Origin of the sequence: Luteimonas huabeiensis HB2 (assembly GCF_000559025.1) — a bacterium.
GTDB lineage: Bacteria > Pseudomonadota > Gammaproteobacteria > Xanthomonadales > Xanthomonadaceae > Luteimonas > Luteimonas huabeiensis.
In genome coordinates this window covers 312759-327876 of the sequence record NZ_JAAN01000014.1, presented here as the reverse complement: position 1 = coordinate 327876, position 15118 = coordinate 312759, and the positions used below count along the sequence as shown (strand labels likewise).

Sequence of the window (15118 nt, the reverse complement as noted above, 5' to 3'; positions counted from 1 at the left end):
GGCGCATGATCGAGCGACAACTGGTGGTGTCCAACCGCCTGGGCCTGCATGCCCGGGCCACCGCGCGCCTGGTGCAGCTGCTGTCCGGCTACAAGTGCAGCGCGACCCTCATCGCCAAGGGCCGCGAGGTCAACGCCAAGAGCATCATGGGGGTGATGCTCCTGGCCGCGGGCCCGGGAACGCCGGTGACGCTGCGGGTGGACGGCGAGGACGAGGCGGCCGCGGCCGAGGCGGTCGCCGAGCTGTTCGAGCGGCGCTTCGACGAGGAGAGCTGATGCGCCGGGCCTTCGTCGGCCATGGCGCCTCCCGGGGCAACGCCCTGGGCCATGCGCGGGTGCGGCTGCCGGCGGTGTTCGACGTGTCCGAGGAGCGCATCGCGGCATCCGCGGTGGAGGCCGAGCTGGCGCGCCTGCACGCGGCGATGGCGGCGGTGCGCACGGAGCTGCTCGCCGCGCGCGAACGGCTGCAAGGCGCGCTGGCGCACGAGATCGGCGAGTTCCTCGACCTGCATGCGCTGCTGCTGGACGATCCCGAACTGCTGCAGGGCCTCGACGCCCTGATCCGCCAGGAGCGCTACAGCGCCGACTACGCCCTGCGCCTGCAGCGCAACCGCCTGGCGGCGGTCTTCGAGGGCATGGACGACGACTATTTCCGCAGCCGCATCGAGGACATCGACCACGTCATCGGCCGGCTGCACGCCGCGCTGCACCGCGGCGACGCCGCGGTGCGCGGCACCGCCGGCGAGATCCTGGTCACCGACAGCGTGGCGCCCTCGGAACTGGCGCAACTGCAGGAAGAGGGCGTGCTGGCGGTGGTCACCTCGGGCGGCAGCCAGCTCTCGCACAGCGCGATCCTGGCCCGCAGCCTGCACCTGCCGCTGGTGGTGGGCGCCGCCGACGTGCTGCAGCACATCAACGACGGCGACGTGCTGGTCGTGGACGGCGGCGCCGGCCACGTCGTCGTGGCGCCCGGCGCGGCCGACCTGCGCGCCTACCGCGCGCGCAAGCGCGAGGAGAAGCGCGAGCGCCAGCAGCTGCACCGGCTGCGGCGCGAGCCCACGCGCACGCTCGACGGCGTCGACATCCGCCTGTACGCGAACGCCGAGTCGCGCCAGGACGTGGCCGAGGCGCACGCGCTCGGCGCGGCGGGCGTGGGCCTGTACCGCACCGAGTTCCTGTTCCTGCAGCGCGACCGCCTGCCCGACGAGGACGAGCAGTTCGCCGCCTATCGCGACGCCGTGCTGGGCATGACCGGGCGCATGGTGACCATCCGCACGCTCGACCTGGGCGCCGACAAGGCCGACCGCACCGGGCTGGCCCTGCAGCGCGAGCCCAACCCGGCGCTGGGCTGCCGCGGCGTGCGGCTGTCGCTGGCGCGCGGCGAGGTGTTCGCCACCCAGATGCGCGCGATCGTGCGCGCCTCCGGCTACGGCCCGCTGCGCATCCTGGTGCCGATGGTCGCCCGCCGCGAGGAGATGCAGCGGGTGGCGGCGCTGCTGCAGCGCACCCGCGAGGCCCTGCGCGCCGAGGGGCACGAGATCGCCGACGAGATCCCGCTCGGCGCGATGATCGAGGTGCCGGCCGCGGCGCTGGCGCTGCCCGGCTTCATCGACATGCTGGACTTCCTGTCGATCGGCACCAACGACCTGATCCAGTACCTGCTCGCGGCCGACCGCGACAACGACGCGCTGGGCGATCTCTACAGCCCGCTCCACCCCGCGGTGCTGCGGGTGCTGCACGAGGTGATCCAGCTCGGCCGGCGCCGCGGCAAGCCGGTGGCGGTGTGCGGCGAGGTGGCCGGCGATGCGCTGTTCGCGCCGCTGCTGCTGGCGCTGGGGCTGGAGGAATTCAGCCTGCATCCGGGCACGCTGCTGGAAGTGCGGCAAGCGATCCGCAACGCCGACCTGGGCGCGCTGCGCCGGCGCGCCGGCGCCCTGCTGCGCGCGCGCGACCGCGCCGGCATCGAGCGCTGGATGGCGCGCTGCGCCTGAAGCCCGGCCCGTCGTCGCCGCCGGCCGAGATGGGCAGCGCTCCCGGCTCGGGCGATAATGCGCGCATGAACGCCTGACCTGTCGCGCCTCACGGGCACGACGCCGCCGGAAGCCCCCATGGCCGAGAACGCCCGCCACGACAAGACCGCGCGCCAGCTGCGTCTGCTCTCCGACGCGCTCGACAGCGGCCGGCTGGGGCCGGTGCGGCGGCTGGTGCACACGCTGTCGCCGGCCGAGATCGGCAACCTGCTCGAATCGCTGCCGCACGACAAGCGCATGGTCGTGTGGGGCCTGGTCGATCCCGACGACGACGGCGAGGTGCTGCTGCACGTCGGCGACGAGGTGCGCGAGAGCCTGATCGCGGACATGGACCCGGACGAGCTGGTCGCCGCGGTCGAGGACCTCGACATCGACGACCTCGCCGACCTGGTCGAGGACCTGCCGGACACGGTCATCGACGAAGTGCTGAAGTCGATGGACCGGGAGAACCGCGAGCGGCTGGAACAGGCGCTCTCCTACGAGGAGGACACCGCCGGCCGCCTGATGAACCCGGACGTGGTGACCGTGCGCGCCGACACCACCGTGGACGTGGTGCTGCGCTTCCTGCGCCTGCGCGGCGAACTGCCCGAGCAGACCGACCATCTGTACGTGGTCAACCGCCGCCACCAGCTGATGGGCTGGGTGGCGCTGCAGGACCTGGTCACCCGCGAGCCCGGCACGCCGATCAACCAGCTCATCGACGACTCGCTGACCGCGATCCACGTCTCCGAGCCGGCGCAGGAGGTGGCGCGGCAGTTCTCCGACCACGACTGGGTCTCGGCGCCGGTGGTCGGCGACGGCAACGTGCTGCTGGGCCGGATCACCATCGACGACGTGGTCGACATCATCCGCGAGCAGGCCGAGCACCAGGCGCTGGGCGCGGCCGGCCTGGACGAGGACGAGGACCTGTTCTCGCCGATCCGCCGCGCGGTGCGCGGGCGCGTGGTCTGGCTGGGCATCAACCTGGTCACCGCCTTCCTCGCCGCCTCGGTGATCGGCCAGTTCGAGGCGACCATCGAGCGCATCGTGGCGCTGGCGGTGCTGATGCCGATCGTGGCCGGCATCGGCGGCAACGCCTCGGTGCAGGTGCTCACGCTGATGGTGCGCGGCCTGGCGCTGGGCCAAGTGGGCGCCAGCAACGCCGGCATCCTGCTGTGGAAGGAAATCCGCGTCGCGCTCATCAACGGCCTGCTGATCGGCGGGCTGGTCGGCCTGGTCGCGCTGGTCTGGTTCCGCGACTGGGACCTGTCGCTGGTGATCGCCGCCGCGCTGGTCATCAACTTCTGCTCGGCCGCGCTCGCCGGCGTGCTGGTGCCGCTGGCGATGAAGCGCATGCGCATCGACCCGGCCGTGGCCGGCACCGTGGTCGTCACCGCGGTGACCGACGTGATGGGCTTCTTCAGCTTCCTCGGCCTGGCGACGCTGATCCTGGTGCGCTGAAGGATTCGCGGGCATGCTTGCGCGCATGCCTTCGCTCCCCGCTCCGCGCCGCCTGCTGCGATGGGCCGCACTGCCGCTCCTGGGCCTGCTCGTGTCCGCCTGCGCCACCTCGCCGGCCCCGTCCACGGGCGCCTTCGTCCAGCGCACCCTCGAACTCGACGGCCGCAGCCACGCCTATCGGGTGTTCGTGCCCGCCGCCGGCCATCGCCGCGGCGAGCCGCCGGTGATCCTGTTCCTGCACGGCTCGGGCGAGCGCGGCGACGACGGCGACAAGCCGACCCGCGTCGGCCTGGGCCCGTATCTGCGCCAGCACGCCAGCGACTTCCCGGCGCTGGTGGTGTTCCCGCAGGCGGCGGAAGGCACCGAGTGGAGCGACGGCGCGCCGATCGCGCTGGCCGCGCTGGAAGCCGCCACGCGCGAGTTCGGCGGCGACCGCGCGCGCACCTACCTGACCGGCATCTCGATGGGCGGCTACGGGACCTGGGAGCTCGCGCTGGCCGAGCCCGGCCGCTTCGCCGCGCTGGTGCCGGTGTGCGGCGGCATGACCCCGCCCTACCCCGGCCGCCCCACGCTGCGCGTGTACGCGGTGGCCGGCGCCGCCGATCCCTACGCCGCCACCGCGCAGCGCCTGTCCGCGATCCCGACCTGGATCTTCCATGGCGCGCGCGACGACCTGGTGCGCCCGGAACAATCGCGGCGCATGTACGCCGCGCTGCAGGCCGCCGGCGCGCCCGACGTGCGCTACACCGAGTTCCCCGACGCCAACCACAACAGCTGGGACCCCGCCTACGCCACCCCGGCGCTGTGGGCCTGGCTGTTCGCGCAGCGGCGGAACCCCGCGAACTAGGGCGCATCGGCCGTCCACCGGCAGCGCCGAAGCGGCCCCCCTTCTCCCGCAAGCGGGCGCATGCTGTCCCTTCTCCCGCAAGCGGGAGAAGGTGGCGCGCAGCGCCGGATGAGGGCTGCTTTTGCACGCCTGCGGCGCGCCCCCATCCGCCTTCGGCACCTTCCCCCGCTTGCGGGGGAAGGAAAAGACAGCATAGGCCGCGCTCACGAGGAAGGAAGCGGCTTTCCCCGCTGAATCTCGATACAGCCTGGGGCCGGCGGTCACGGCAGGCGGTCGCACCAGTCCGAACGGGGGCGAAGCGATTTCGACCGGCCGGAACAGGTCGGCAACCCGATTCGTGCCAGTCCCACTTCGGACCGGCCGATGGCGCTCCGCGCTACGCGGCTGCCGGCGGATCGCCCAGCAGCGCTTCCAGCACCGCCGCGCGCACCGCGACGCCGTTGGCGACCTGGCGCAGGATCAGCGACTGCGGCCCGTCGGCGACCTCGTCGTCGATCTCCACGCCGCGGTTCATCGGCCCTGGGTGCAGCACCACCGCGTCCGCCGCCGCCCGGCGCAACCGCGCCGCGGTCAGGCCGTACGCGGCGTGGTAGGCCTCCAGCGAGGGCACCAGCCCTTCCTCCATGCGCTCGCGCTGCAGGCGCAGCATCATCACCGCGTCGACGCCGTCCAGGGCGGCGTCGAGATCGTCGTAGAGCGCGCAGCCGTCCAGCGTGGCGTCGTCGGGCAGCAGCGCGGCCGGCGCGCAGGCGCGGACCTCGCCGATGCCGAGCGTGCGCAGCGCGTGCAGGTCGGAGCGCGCGACCCGCGAGTGGCGGATGTCGCCGACGATCGCCACCCGCAGCGCGGAAAAATCCGCGCCCTTGGCCTGGCGCAGGGTCAGCATGTCGAGCAGGCCCTGGGTGGGATGGGCATGGCGGCCGTCGCCGGCGTTGACCAGCGCGGTGCCGGGCGCCGCGGCCGCGGCCAGGGCATCGACCGCGCCGTTGTCGGCATGGCGGACCACGAAGCCGTGCACGCCCATCGCCTCGATGTTCTTCAGGGTGTCGCGCGCGGTCTCGCCCTTGGTGGTGGAGGAGGTGGAGGCGTCGAAGTTCAGCACGTCCGCGCCCAGCCGCTGCGCGGCGCGCTGGAAGCTCATGCGCGTGCGCGTGGACGGCTCGAAGAACAGCGTGCACACCGCGCGCCCGGCCAGCGGCGCGGCGCCGGCGCCGCGCTCGGCGATCGCCTGCGCGCGGTCGAGCAACCGCTCCAGGACCGATCTCGGCAGGCCCTCCAGGGTGAGCAGGTGGCGCAGGCGGCCTTGGGCATCGAGCTGTTCGGTCATGGCGTGGGGTCGTGTCGGGCGCGGCAGCGGCGCGTCGTGGGAAAGGTCAGACCGGCACCGCGTCGTCGGGCGCGGCCAGCCAGCGTTCGACGATGATCGCCGCGGCCACGGCGTCGAGCGCGGCGGCGTCGCGGCGGCGGCGGCGGCCCTGCGCGCGCGCGTCGGCGAAGCGCTGCGCGGCCTCGATCGAGCTGGCGCGCTCGTCCATCAGCAGCACCGGCAGGCGGTAGCGGTCGCGCAGCTCGCGGGCGAAACCGTGGGCGCGACGGCGGTTCGGCTGGTCGCCGCCTTCGAGGGTCATCGGATCGCCGACGACGATCCCGTCCGGCTTCCACTCCTCGCGCAGGCGGTCGATGGCGCGCCAGTCCGGGCCGTCGTCGCGCACGTCGATCACCGCCAGCGCGCGCGCGCCGTGGCCGAAGCGGCTGCCCACCGCCACGCCGATCCGCCGCGCGCCGACGTCGAAGCCGAGCACGGTACCGTCGGGGCGGATGGCGCCGCTCATGCGTGGCCCGCGTAGTCCGCCATGCGCTGCATGTCGACGCCGATGCGGCCGGCGGCCGCTTCCCAGCGCGCGTCCAGCGGCAGCGCGAACAGCAGCTCGGCATCGGCCGGCGCGGTGAGCCAGGCGTTCTCGGTCAGCTCGTGCTCCAGCTGCCCGGCGCCCCAGCCCGCGCAGCCCAGCGCCACGGCGGCGCGCTGCGGGCCGTCGCCGCGCGCGATCGCCTCGAGCACGTCGCGCGAGGTGGTGACGTACAGGCCGTCGGCCACGCGCAGGCTGGAATCCCAGCCGCGCTCGCCATCGTGCAGCACGAAGCCGCGCTCGGGGTGCACCGGGCCGCCGGCCAGCACCGGCTGCGCGCGCAGCAGCGCGTCGCCGCCCTCGATGTCCATCTGCTCCAGCACGTCGCCCACGGTGTACTCGGAGACCCGATTGACGATCACCCCCATCGCGCCATCGGCGTCGTGCTGGCAGATCAGCACCACGCTGCGGGAGAAGTGGGGGTCGGACAGCGCCGGCAGCGCGATCAGCAACTGGTTGGCGAGCGGAGTGGGATCGGGGGGCATGCGCGCATTCTAGAGGGTGCGGCGCCCACGGCCCAGGTCGCGGCGCCCGCCGCGGGCCCCGGCCGCCGCCCGGTCTTCCGCGCGTCGCCGCGGCTCACCCCAGCCCGAACTGCAACTCGTGAGGCGTGGCCAGGCGCACGTCCACCACCTCGACCTCGGCGACGAAGGTGCGACCGGCCAGCGGATGATTGCCGTCCACGACGAGGGTATCGCCGTCGATCGCGGTGACGACCACCTCGAGCGGCCCGCGCGTGGTCTCCGCCTTCAGCTTCTGGCCGACCACGGGTTCCGCCGAGGCCTGCAGGACCTCGCGCGGCACCGACTGCACCAGCGCCTCGTGGCGCGGCCCGAAGCCGCGCTCCGGGGGCACCGTGACCTCGAAACGGTCGCCGGGCGAGCGCCCCTCCAGCGCCTCCTCCAGCCCTGGCACCACGGTGCCGGTACCGTGCAGGTAGACCAGCGGCCGGTGGCCGTGGGTACTGGTGATCTTTCGGCCGGACTCGTCCCGCAGCGTGAAGTGGACGGTGCCGACCCGGCGATAGGCGATTTCCATGGACCTGCCTGCACGAAGGGCGGGCCCGAATCTTTGCGCGCGCCGGCGGGCGGCGCAAGCGCGGCGCGCAAAGCGCAACGCCGGGCGGGGCCCGGCGTTGCGACACGCATCACGGAAGCGATGGCTCAGGCGCGGGCGGCCTGGTAGCGGCGCTCCACCTCGTTCCAGTCGATGATGTTGAAGAACGCGGCGATGTAGTCCGGGCGCCGGTTCTGGTACTTCAGGTAGTAGGCGTGCTCCCACACGTCCAGGCCCAGGATCGGCGTGTTGCCGGAGCCGATGCCCTTCATCAGCGGGCTGTCCTGGTTGGCGCTGTCCTCGATCGCCAGCTTGCCGTCCTTGTCCACGGTCAGCCATGCCCAGCCGCTGCCGAAGCGGCCCTTGGCGGCGGTGGAGAAGTCCTCCTTGAACTTGTCGAAGCCGCCCAGGTCGCTGTCGATGCGCTTGGCGACTTCGCCGGTCGGCTGGCCGCCCTGCGGCGACAGCACGGTCCAGAACAGCGAGTGGTTGGCGTGGCCGCCGCCGTTGTTGCGCACCGCCTTGCGGATATTCTCGGGCAGCGCGTCGATGTCGGCGATCAGCGTCTCGACCGGCGTATCGGCGTACTCGGTGCCCTCGACCGCGGCGTTGAGGTTGGTGACGTAGGTCTGGTGGTGCTTGGTGTGGTGGATCTCCATCGTCTGCTTGTCGAAGTGCGGCTCGAGCGCGTCGTAGGCGTACGGGAGATCGGGCAGGGTGTGAGCCATCGGTAGGTTCCAGTCCGGTTCTGAACAGGGCGCCCATTGTGCCGCGCACGGGGTAAAAAAGGGATCAACCGCGTCGCACGCTGCTTTCCACGCAACCTCGACCGCACTCCAGCCCGCGCGCCGCCCGGCGGCGTTCACCCGCCCTGGCCGCCGGCGGCCCGAAGCTTCGGCCTCCCGCCCGCCGGAGCCGGCCATGCCCCTGCCGCGCGCCCTCGCCGACAGCCGCGCACCGTCGCGCCGCCCGCCGTGACCGCCGCGCGCATCCGTATCGGCATTTCCGGCTGGCGCTACGCGCCCTGGCGCGGGGTGTTCTATCCGCGCGGACTCGCCCAGCGGCACGAGCTGGCGTACGCCTCGCGCGCCTTGGCCAGCATCGAGATCAACGGCACCTTCTACGCGCTGCAGCGCCCCGAGCGCTTCGCGCGCTGGCGCCAGGAGACGCCGGACGACTTCGTCTTCGCGGTCAAGGGCCACCGCTACATCACCCACCACCTGCGCCTGCGCGATGCCGGGCCGCCGCTGGCCAACTTCCTGGCCTCCGGGCTGCTGAACCTGGGCGAGAAGCTCGGACCGATCCTGTGGCAGCTGCCGCCGAACTTCCGCTACGACGAGGCGCGCCTCCGCGACTTCCTCCGGCTGCTGCCGCGCGACACCGGCCAGGCGCTGGCGCTGGCGCGCCGGCGCGAGCGCGCGCGCATGACCGGGCGCACGGCGCTGCCGCACGGCCCGGTGCGGCCGCTGCGGCACGCGCTGGAGATCCGCCACGAGAGCTTCCGCGACCCGGGCTTCATCGCGCTGCTGCGCGAGTACGGCGTCGCCCTGGTGGTCGCCGATACCGCCGGCCGCTGGCCGTTGCTGGAAGACGCGACCGCCGATTTCATGTACCTGCGCCTGCACGGCGACGAGGCACTCTACGCCAGCGGCTACGGCGACGCCGCGCTGGACGACTGGGCCCGCCGCATCGCCGCCTGGGCCCGCGGCGCGCAGCCGCGCGGCGCCCGTCGCGCCGGCCCCGCCAGGGTGCCGCGCATCCCGCGCGACGTGTACTGCTACTTCGACAACGACATCAAGGCCCACGCGCCGTTCGACGCGCAGGCGCTGGCGCGGCGGCTGGGCGAGGACCGTCCCGGCGCGGGCATCCTCAGCGCATCTCCGAGATCTCCACCCCGTCCAAGCCCTGGCTGAGGGTGCGCGCGTCGCCGCCCTGCGCCAGCTTGATGCGCAGGCGCACCTCGTTGGCGGAGTCGGCGTGGCGCAGGGCGTCCTCGTAGGAGATCTCGCCGGCCTGGTACAGCTCGAACAGGCTCTGGTCGAAGGTCTTCATGCCGAGGTTGGTGGATTCCTTCATCACGTCCTTGAGCTTGTGGATCTCGCCCTCGCGGATGTAGTCCTGCACCAGCGGGGTGCCGAGCAGGATCTCCAGCGCCACGCGGCGGCCCTTGCCGTCGGGCGTGGGCAGCAGCTGCTGGGCCACCACGCCCTTGAGGTTCAGCGACAGGTCCATCAGCAGCTGGCCGCGCCGGTCCTCGGGGAAGAAGTTGATGATGCGGTCCATCGCCTGGTTGGCGTTGTTGGCGTGCAGCGTGCACAGCACCAGGTGGCCGGTCTCGGCGAAGGCGATGGCGTGGTCCATGCCCTCGCGGGTGCGCACCTCGCCGATCATGATCACGTCAGGCGCCTGGCGCAGGGTGTTCTTCAGCGCCACCTCCCAGCTGTCGGTGTCGATGCCGACCTCGCGCTGGGTGATGATGCAGCCCTCGTGCTTGTGCACGAACTCGATCGGATCCTCGATGGTGATGATGTGGCCGGTGGAGTTCTGGTTGCGGTAGCCGATCATCGCCGCCAGCGTGGTCGACTTGCCGGTGCCGGTGGCGCCGACCATCATCACGATGCCGCGCTTGGTCATCGCCAGCGTCTTGACGATGGGCGGCAGGTTCAGCTCCTCGACCGTGGGGATGCGGGTCTCGATCCGCCGCAGCACCATGCCGACCTGGTTGCGCTGGTAGAAGCAGGAGACGCGGAAGCGCCCGACGCCGGACAGGCCGATGGCGAAGTTGCACTCGTGGGTCTTCTCGAACTCCTCGCGCTGCGGCGGGGTCATCACGTTGAGCACCAGATCGCGCGCCTGCTGCGGCGTGAGCGGGTTCTGGGTGATCGGCGAGATCCGGCCATGCACCTTGATCGACGGCGGCAGCCCTGCGGTCACGAACAGGTCCGAGGCCTTCTGGTGGGCCATCAGCTTGAGGAAGGAGGTGAAGTCGATGCTGCTCATGACGGAACTCCGGGGGTCAGGGGTCAGGGGTCAGGGGTCAGGGGTCAGAGAAAAGCACACGCAGGATCGGGAGCGGCTTCCGCTTTTCCCTGGCCCCTGGCCCCTGGCCCCTGGCCTCCGGCCCCTGCCCCCCCCAGCCCCTCACTCGAAGATGCGCTTGTCCTTCGCGTAGTCCTTCGCCTGGGCGCGGGTGACGAGGCCGCGCTTGACGAGGTCCTGGAGGTGCTGGTCGAGCGTCATCATGCCGTGCTGCTGGCCGGTCTGGATCGCGGAGTACATCTGCGCGACCTTGTCTTCGCGGATCAGGTTGCGGATGGCGGGGATGCCGACCATGATCTCCCAGGCCGCGGTGCGGCCGCCGCCGACCTTCTTCAGCAGCGCCTGCGAGATCACCGCGCGCAGCGATTCCGACAGCATCGAGCGCACCATCGGCTTCTCGCCGGCGGGGAACACGTCGATGATGCGGTCGATGGTCTTGGCCGCACTGGAGGTGTGCAGGGTGGCGAACACGAGGTGGCCGGTCTCGGCGGCGGTCAGCGCCAGGCGGATGGTCTCGATGTCGCGCATCTCGCCGACCAGGATGTAGTCCGGGTCCTCGCGCAGCGCCGAGCGCAGCGCCTCGTTGAAGCCGTGGGTGTCGCGGTGCACCTCGCGCTGGTTGATCAGGCACTTCTGCGCGGTGTGCACGAACTCGATCGGGTCCTCGATGGTGAGGATGTGCCCGTACTCGTGCTTGTTGATGTGGTCGACCATCGCCGCCAGCGTGGTCGACTTGCCGGAGCCGGTCGGGCCGGTGACCAGGATCAGCCCCTGCGGCTGGTCGATGAGCTGGCGGAAGATCGGCGGGCAGCCCAGGTCCTCCAGCGTCAGCACCTCCGAGGGCACGGTGCGGAACACCGCGCCGGCGCCGCGGTTCTGGTTGAAGGCATTGACGCGGAAGCGCGCCAGGCCCGGGATCTCGAACGAGAAGTCGACCTCGAGGAACTCCTCGTAGTCGCGCCGCTGCTTGTCCGACATGATGTCGTAGACCAGCGCGTGCACCTGCTTGTGGTCCAGCGCCGGGATGTTGATGCGGCGCACGTCGCCGTCGACGCGGATCATCGGCGGCAGGCCCGCGGAAAGATGCAGGTCCGACGCCTTGTTCTTGACCGAGAACGCCAGCAGCTCGGCGATGTCCATCGAATGTCCCCTGGTGCCCTGATGCCTGTCCGAGCCGCCGCAGGCGGCCGCGCGATCCGGGCCGGTGCGCCGTTCGCCTGGCGCCCGCCCCACCCCGTGAAGCAGTATAGCCGCCTCCCCGCACACCGGAACCCGCCGGCGTCCGCGGTCTTCGCCCGCGCCGCCGCATCGCCGACATGAACCAAACCGGCCCGCTCGCCGAACGTCTGCAGGCCGTCGCAGACAGGATCCAACGCGCCGCCCTCGCCGCCGGCCGGCCGCCGCCGCGGCTGCTGGCGGTCGGCAAGACCCGCGATGCCGAGGAACTGCGCGCGCTGTGCGCGCTGCGCCGCGCCGCCGGCGAGGACCGCCCCGCCTGCGGCGAGAACTACGTGCAGGAGGCCGCGCGCAAGATCCCGGGCGCCGGGCCCGGCATCGAATGGCATCTGATCGGCCACCTGCAGTCGAACAAGGCGCGCCAGGCGGCCGGGCTGTTCGACTGGGTGCAGACCGTGGACCGGCCCTCGCTGGTCGCCGCGCTGGCCCGCCACCGCGACCGGGCGCGGCCGCTGGAGGTGCTGATCCAGGTCAACGTGGACGACGAGGCGAGCAAGCACGGCTGCCGCCCGGGCGACGTGCCCGCCCTGGCCGAGGCCATCGCCGCGCAGCCGGCGCTGCGCCTGCGCGGGCTGATGGCGATCCCGGCGCCGCACCCGGACCCGGAGCGGCGGCGCCCGGCGTTCGCGCGGATGAAGGCGCTGTTCGACGCGCTCGCCGCGCAGGCGCCGGGCATCGACACGCTGTCGATGGGCATGAGCGACGATCTGGAGCAGGCCATCGCCGAGGGTGCGACCCTGGTGCGCGTGGGCACCGCGCTGTTCGGCGCTCGGCCCCCGCGCCCGGCGCCCGGCTGACCCCCGGCGGGCGCCCCGGCGGGCCTCTTTGTTATGGTGCCCGCCCACCCGCCGCCCCCGCATCCGCTCATGTCCGTGCCGACGCCCGACGCCCGACGCCCGAATCCCGACCACGTCGCCTTCGTCGGCGGCGGCAACATGGCGCGCAGCCTGATCGGCGGCCTGGTCGGCGGCGGCCTGCCGGCGGCGGCGATCCGCGTCGCCGAGCCGGACGAGGGCAAGCGCCGGGCGCTGGCGGCGGACTTCGGGGTGCAGGTCTTCGCCGATGCCGCGGCGGCCGCCGACGGCGCGCCGGTGTGGGTGCTGGCGGTGAAGCCGCAGGCGATGCGCGAGGTCTGCAGCGGGCTGGCGGCGCTGGCGCGCGCGCAGCGGCCGCTGGCGGTCTCGATCGCGGCGGGCATCACCCTGGCGCAGCTGGCGCGCTGGCTGGGCGACGGCACCGCCACGGTGCGGGCGATGCCGAACACGCCCGCGCTGCTGGGCGCCGGCATGACCGGCCTGTGCGCCAATGCGCAGGTCGATGCGGAAGGCCGCGCGCGCGCCGAAGCGATCCTGGCGGCGGCCGGCCGCACCGCCTGGATCGAGGACGAGGCGCTGATGGACGCGGTCACCGCGGTCTCCGGCAGCGGACCGGCCTATGCGTTCCTGCTGGCCGAGGCGCTGGAGGACGCGGCCCGCGCGCAGGGATTGCCGGCGGAGACCGCCCGGCTGCTGGTGCAGCAGACCCTGCTGGGCGCGGCGCGCATGCTGGCCGAATCCGGGGAATCGCCGGCGACCCTGCGGCAGCAGGTCACCTCGCCCGGCGGCACCACCCAGGCCGCGCTGGAGACGTTCGAGGCCGGCGGCCTGCGCCGGCTGGTCGCCGCCGCGGTGGCGGCCGCGCAGCGCCGCGGCGGCGAACTCTCGGCGCTGCATGACTGACCGCCGCGCCGCCGCGACCGGCCTGCTGGCGCTCGCGCTGGGCGCCTGCGGCATCGCCCCGACGCCGCCGGAGGGGCACGCCGCGCGCGCCCGCGAGGAAGCGGTGACCCGCAGCGACGACCTCACCGTACGCGCCAGCGTGGTGCCGACGATGGCGATCGGCGAAGCGGTGGCGCGCGAGTACGGCGTGGAACGCCACCCGCGCGCGCTGCTGCTGATGGTCGGCGTGCGCCGCGGCGAAGGCGCCGCCGAAACCGCGGTGCCGGCGCGGGTGAGCGCCAACGCCATCGACCTGCGCGGCGTGCGCACCGCGATCGCGCTGCGCGAGGTGGCCTCGGGCGCGCTGACCGACCACATCGGCGTCGTGCGCATCGTGCCGCCGGAGACGCTGCGCTTCCACATCGAGGTGCAGGCCGCCAGCGGCCGGCCGCTGGCGCTGCAGTTCAGCCGCGACTTCTACCCGTAGCCGCGCGCGGGACGCCCGCGATGCCGGCCGCGCCCACGGATCAGCGCTGGTTGGCGGAGTAGCGCCCCGGGCCGATCAGCGCGACCACGATCGCGCCGACCAGGAACATCGCCTGCAGCTCGAGCGCCCAGCCGCCGCTGTCGTTCAACCGGCCCAGCTCGCGCATGTGCACCAGGGCGATGGCGACCAGCATGTTGATCGCGACGATCGCCCCGCCGATGCGCGCGTGCAGGCCGATGATCAGCATCAGCGGCGCGACCACCTCGCCGACCAGCGACAGGTAGGCCAGCGCGCCGGGCAGGCCGCGCGCCTCGAGCATGCCCTCGATCCCGTCCACGCCGTGGCGCAGCTTGGCCAGGCCGTGCAGCAGCACCAGCACGCCGACGGCCAGCCGCAGCAGCAGCCGCCCGAGATCCTGCATGGCCGCCTGGTTCATCGCGCGCTCCGGGAAACGGGGAAAGAGGCCCGCCATGATCGCAGGCGGCCCCGGCGCGGGGAAGCCCGCGCGACGCGATCAGCCGTGGCGGTGCGCCCAGTCGCGCACGATGGCGGCGATCGCGCGCACGCCGTCGGTCAACGCGGCCGGGCCCGGCTGCAGGATCAGCGGCGACTTGATCTCGTGCAGCTCGCCGTCGCGCACGGCGGGGATCGCCTGCCAGCCCGGTCGCGCGGCCACGCGCTCGGGCCGGAACTTCTTGCCGCACCAGGAACCGAGCACGATGTCGGGCGCGCGCGCGACGACCGGATCGCCGCTGGGCAGGATCCGCGCCTTCGCCAGCGGCTCGGCCGCCAGCTCGGGGAACGCGTCGTCGCCGCCGGCGATGCGGATCAGCTCGGACACCCAGCCGATGCCGGTGATGATCGGCTCGTCCCACTCCTCGAAGTACACCTTCGGCCGCCGCGGCAGCGCCTCGGCCTCGCGCGCGACCTCGGCGAGGCCCTCGCGCAAGGTGTCGGCGTAGGCGCGCGCGCGTTCCGCCAGGCCGACCAGGGCGCCCAGGCGCTCGATGTAGCCGAGGATGCCCTCGACGCTGCGGTGGTTGGCGATCCACACCTCCACCCCGCGCCGCACCAGCTCGGCGGCGATGTCGGCCTGGATGTCGGAGAAGCCGACCACGAAGTCCGGCCGCAGCTTCAGGATCTCGCCGATCCTGGCGCTGGTGAAGGCGCTGACCTTCGGCTTCTCGCGCCGCGCCTGCGGCGGCCGCACGGTGAACCCGCTGATGCCGACGATGCGGTCCTGCGCGCCCAGCGCGTAGAGCGTCTCGGTCGGCTCCTCGGTCAGGCAGACGATGCGGGTCGGCCCCGCGGGCCGGCGGGACCGGGGCTCGGGGAGCGGGGGTTCGGTGCGGCTCGGTATCGCCGGCTGCCGCGAAC

General features: G+C 73.1%; 17 protein-coding genes. 8 read left to right on the top strand and 9 right to left on the bottom strand.

Translation table 11 applies throughout. The features are described 5' to 3' along the window. Positions 1–5 precede the first annotated feature (5 nt). The 4 genes from Z164_RS0105485 (at position 6) to Z164_RS0105470 (ending at position 4316) form a co-directional block, all read left to right on the top strand. The gene (locus Z164_RS0105485) at positions 6–275 is read left to right on the top strand and encodes an HPr family phosphocarrier protein (protein ID WP_024889727.1); all 270 of its coding nucleotides are present in this window, start codon (positions 6–8) and stop codon (positions 273–275) included. After that, positions 275–1990, top strand: coding sequence for a phosphoenolpyruvate--protein phosphotransferase (gene ptsP / locus Z164_RS0105480; RefSeq protein WP_024889726.1), 1716 nt, complete (start codon positions 275–277; stop codon positions 1988–1990). The genes Z164_RS0105485 and ptsP overlap by 1 nt, the downstream gene beginning before the upstream one ends. Positions 1991–2107: 117 nt before the next feature. After that, positions 2108–3469, top strand: a complete 1362-nt coding sequence (gene mgtE, locus Z164_RS0105475; RefSeq protein WP_024889725.1) for a magnesium transporter — start codon at positions 2108–2110, stop codon at positions 3467–3469. Positions 3470–3494: 25 nt separating this feature from the next. Next, positions 3495–4316 (top strand): carboxylesterase family protein, encoded by an 822-nt coding sequence (locus Z164_RS0105470; RefSeq protein WP_043689410.1) that lies wholly within the window; start codon positions 3495–3497, stop codon positions 4314–4316. Positions 4317–4692: 376 nt separating this feature from the next. Here Z164_RS0105470 and Z164_RS0105465 read toward each other — a convergent pair whose 3' ends face one another. The 5 genes from Z164_RS0105465 to Z164_RS0105445 all read right to left on the bottom strand — a co-directional run bounded on the left by Z164_RS0105465 (position 4693) and on the right by Z164_RS0105445 (position 8010). Beyond that, positions 4693–5643, bottom strand: coding sequence for an aspartate carbamoyltransferase catalytic subunit (locus Z164_RS0105465; RefSeq protein WP_024889723.1), 951 nt, complete (start codon positions 5641–5643; stop codon positions 4693–4695). A 46-nt stretch (positions 5644–5689) separates the two neighbouring features. Then, on the bottom strand, positions 5690–6148 hold the full coding sequence (gene ruvX, locus Z164_RS20060) for a Holliday junction resolvase RuvX (RefSeq protein ID WP_043689323.1): 459 nt from the start codon (positions 6146–6148) through the stop codon (positions 5690–5692). Continuing rightward, positions 6145–6711 carry a YqgE/AlgH family protein gene (locus tag Z164_RS0105455; protein ID WP_024889721.1) on the bottom strand — a complete coding sequence of 189 codons (567 nt, stop codon included), beginning with the start codon at positions 6709–6711 and terminating at the stop codon, positions 6145–6147. The genes ruvX and Z164_RS0105455 overlap by 4 nt, the downstream gene beginning before the upstream one ends. A 94-nt stretch (positions 6712–6805) precedes the next feature. Further along, positions 6806–7264, bottom strand: a complete 459-nt coding sequence (locus tag Z164_RS20055; protein WP_043689322.1) for an FKBP-type peptidyl-prolyl cis-trans isomerase — start codon at positions 7262–7264, stop codon at positions 6806–6808. 125 nt (positions 7265–7389) lie between these two features. Beyond that, positions 7390–8010 (bottom strand): superoxide dismutase, encoded by a 621-nt coding sequence (locus Z164_RS0105445; protein WP_024889720.1) that lies wholly within the window; start codon positions 8008–8010, stop codon positions 7390–7392. Between the two features lie 246 nt (positions 8011–8256). Between Z164_RS0105445 and Z164_RS0105440 the strand changes: the two genes are divergently transcribed. Continuing rightward, positions 8257–9195, top strand: coding sequence for a DUF72 domain-containing protein (locus Z164_RS0105440; protein ID WP_081770080.1), 939 nt, complete (start codon positions 8257–8259; stop codon positions 9193–9195). Here the strand turns inward: Z164_RS0105440 and Z164_RS0105435 are convergent. Both Z164_RS0105435 and Z164_RS0105430 read right to left on the bottom strand, forming a co-directional pair. Then, positions 9152–10282, bottom strand: coding sequence for a PilT/PilU family type 4a pilus ATPase (locus Z164_RS0105435; protein ID WP_024889718.1), 1131 nt, complete (start codon positions 10280–10282; stop codon positions 9152–9154). The two genes, Z164_RS0105440 and Z164_RS0105435, sit on opposite strands and share 44 nt — an antisense overlap. A gap of 141 nt (positions 10283–10423) precedes the next feature. Further along, positions 10424–11461 (bottom strand): type IV pilus twitching motility protein PilT, encoded by a 1038-nt coding sequence (locus Z164_RS0105430; protein ID WP_024889717.1) that lies wholly within the window; start codon positions 11459–11461, stop codon positions 10424–10426. Between the two features lie 176 nt (positions 11462–11637). Between Z164_RS0105430 and Z164_RS0105425 the strand changes: the two genes are divergently transcribed. The 3 genes from Z164_RS0105425 (at position 11638) to Z164_RS20050 (ending at position 13741) form a co-directional block, all read left to right on the top strand. Continuing rightward, the gene (locus Z164_RS0105425; RefSeq protein WP_052338356.1) at positions 11638–12354 is read left to right on the top strand and encodes a YggS family pyridoxal phosphate-dependent enzyme; all 717 of its coding nucleotides are present in this window, start codon (positions 11638–11640) and stop codon (positions 12352–12354) included. Between the two features lie 69 nt (positions 12355–12423). After that, positions 12424–13275: a pyrroline-5-carboxylate reductase gene (gene proC, locus Z164_RS0105420; protein WP_024889715.1), complete on the top strand. Its 852-nt coding sequence runs from the start codon at positions 12424–12426 to the stop codon at positions 13273–13275. Next, the gene (locus tag Z164_RS20050; protein ID WP_024889714.1) at positions 13268–13741 is read left to right on the top strand and encodes a DUF4426 domain-containing protein; all 474 of its coding nucleotides are present in this window, start codon (positions 13268–13270) and stop codon (positions 13739–13741) included. The genes proC and Z164_RS20050 overlap by 8 nt, the downstream gene beginning before the upstream one ends. 40 nt (positions 13742–13781) lie before the next feature. On the opposite strand, the gene Z164_RS0105410 is transcribed toward Z164_RS20050, so the two are convergent. Next, entirely contained in the window at positions 13782–14177 is a 396-nt protein-coding gene (locus tag Z164_RS0105410) for a DoxX family protein (RefSeq protein WP_024889713.1), read from the bottom strand. 78 nt (positions 14178–14255) lie between these two features. After that, positions 14256–15101 carry a cobalamin-binding protein gene (locus Z164_RS0105405; protein ID WP_052338373.1) on the bottom strand — a complete coding sequence of 282 codons (846 nt, stop codon included), beginning with the start codon at positions 15099–15101 and terminating at the stop codon, positions 14256–14258. Positions 15102–15118 lie beyond the last annotated feature (17 nt).

Excerpts from the sequence above, each read along its gene's own strand:
- Z164_RS0105485 (WP_024889727.1), top strand. The coding sequence starts at position 6 with ATGATCGAGCGACAACTGGTGGTGTCCAACCGCCTGGGCCTGCATGCC.
- ptsP (WP_024889726.1), top strand. The coding sequence starts at position 275 with ATGCGCCGGGCCTTCGTCGGCCATGGCGCCTCCCGGGGCAACGCCCTG.
- mgtE (WP_024889725.1), top strand. The coding sequence starts at position 2,108 with ATGGCCGAGAACGCCCGCCACGACAAGACCGCGCGCCAGCTGCGTCTG.
- Z164_RS0105470 (WP_043689410.1), top strand. The coding sequence starts at position 3,495 with ATGCCTTCGCTCCCCGCTCCGCGCCGCCTGCTGCGATGGGCCGCACTG.
- Z164_RS0105465 (WP_024889723.1), bottom strand. The coding sequence starts at position 5,643 with ATGACCGAACAGCTCGATGCCCAAGGCCGCCTGCGCCACCTGCTCACC.
- ruvX (WP_043689323.1), bottom strand. The coding sequence starts at position 6,148 with ATGAGCGGCGCCATCCGCCCCGACGGTACCGTGCTCGGCTTCGACGTC.
- Z164_RS0105455 (WP_024889721.1), bottom strand. The coding sequence starts at position 6,711 with ATGCCCCCCGATCCCACTCCGCTCGCCAACCAGTTGCTGATCGCGCTG.
- Z164_RS20055 (WP_043689322.1), bottom strand. The coding sequence starts at position 7,264 with ATGGAAATCGCCTATCGCCGGGTCGGCACCGTCCACTTCACGCTGCGG.
- Z164_RS0105445 (WP_024889720.1), bottom strand. The coding sequence starts at position 8,010 with ATGGCTCACACCCTGCCCGATCTCCCGTACGCCTACGACGCGCTCGAG.
- Z164_RS0105435 (WP_024889718.1), bottom strand. The coding sequence starts at position 10,282 with ATGAGCAGCATCGACTTCACCTCCTTCCTCAAGCTGATGGCCCACCAG.
- Z164_RS0105430 (WP_024889717.1), bottom strand. The coding sequence starts at position 11,461 with ATGGACATCGCCGAGCTGCTGGCGTTCTCGGTCAAGAACAAGGCGTCG.
- Z164_RS0105425 (WP_052338356.1), top strand. The coding sequence starts at position 11,638 with ATGAACCAAACCGGCCCGCTCGCCGAACGTCTGCAGGCCGTCGCAGAC.
- proC (WP_024889715.1), top strand. The coding sequence starts at position 12,424 with ATGTCCGTGCCGACGCCCGACGCCCGACGCCCGAATCCCGACCACGTC.
- Z164_RS20050 (WP_024889714.1), top strand. The coding sequence starts at position 13,268 with ATGACTGACCGCCGCGCCGCCGCGACCGGCCTGCTGGCGCTCGCGCTG.
- Z164_RS0105410 (WP_024889713.1), bottom strand. The coding sequence starts at position 14,177 with ATGAACCAGGCGGCCATGCAGGATCTCGGGCGGCTGCTGCTGCGGCTG.